At 63.2% G+C, this 405-nt stretch carries 1 protein-coding gene; it reads right to left on the bottom strand.

The annotated features are described in order from the left end of the window. Window positions 1–405: hypothetical protein (locus tag KJQ97_RS09615; RefSeq protein WP_350028223.1), on the bottom strand; the 405-nt coding region annotated here is incomplete at both ends.

The following is a 405-nucleotide window of genomic DNA, read 5'->3' as shown; positions in this document are numbered from 1 at the left end:
GAATTCGCGCAGCATGGCATTGTTGTGATGCGCAAAGCTCTCATACTTCCCGAACGGGTCGGGAATGCGCGTCAGCGGCTTGCCCAAATGTTCGGCGAGCATCGCCTGGTTGGGCACATTGTCGGGCACCTTGCGCAGGCCATCCATGTCATCGGAGAAAGCAACCAGCCGGGTCGGCATGTCGGCCATTTCCTCAAGCGCGCGGCGGACCATGGTGGTGCGCAGCACTTCGTTGAAGGTGCCGATATGCGGCAGGCCCGATGGGCCATAGCCGGTTTCGAACAGGACGGGCGCACCGCCGGGCTTGCCCTGCGGAAAGCGTTTGAGCACGCGCCGCGCCTCTTCATAAGGCCATGCCTTGCTCGCCAAGGCTGCCGTGCGAAGGGCGGGATCGACGCTCATTCC

Origin of the sequence: Campylobacter sp. 2018MI01 (assembly GCF_018501205.1) — a bacterium.
Taxonomy (GTDB): Bacteria; Campylobacterota; Campylobacteria; order Campylobacterales; family Campylobacteraceae; genus Campylobacter_E.
Note: the sequence above shows the minus strand (reverse complement) of the source record. Positions and strands in the feature narration are given on the sequence as shown.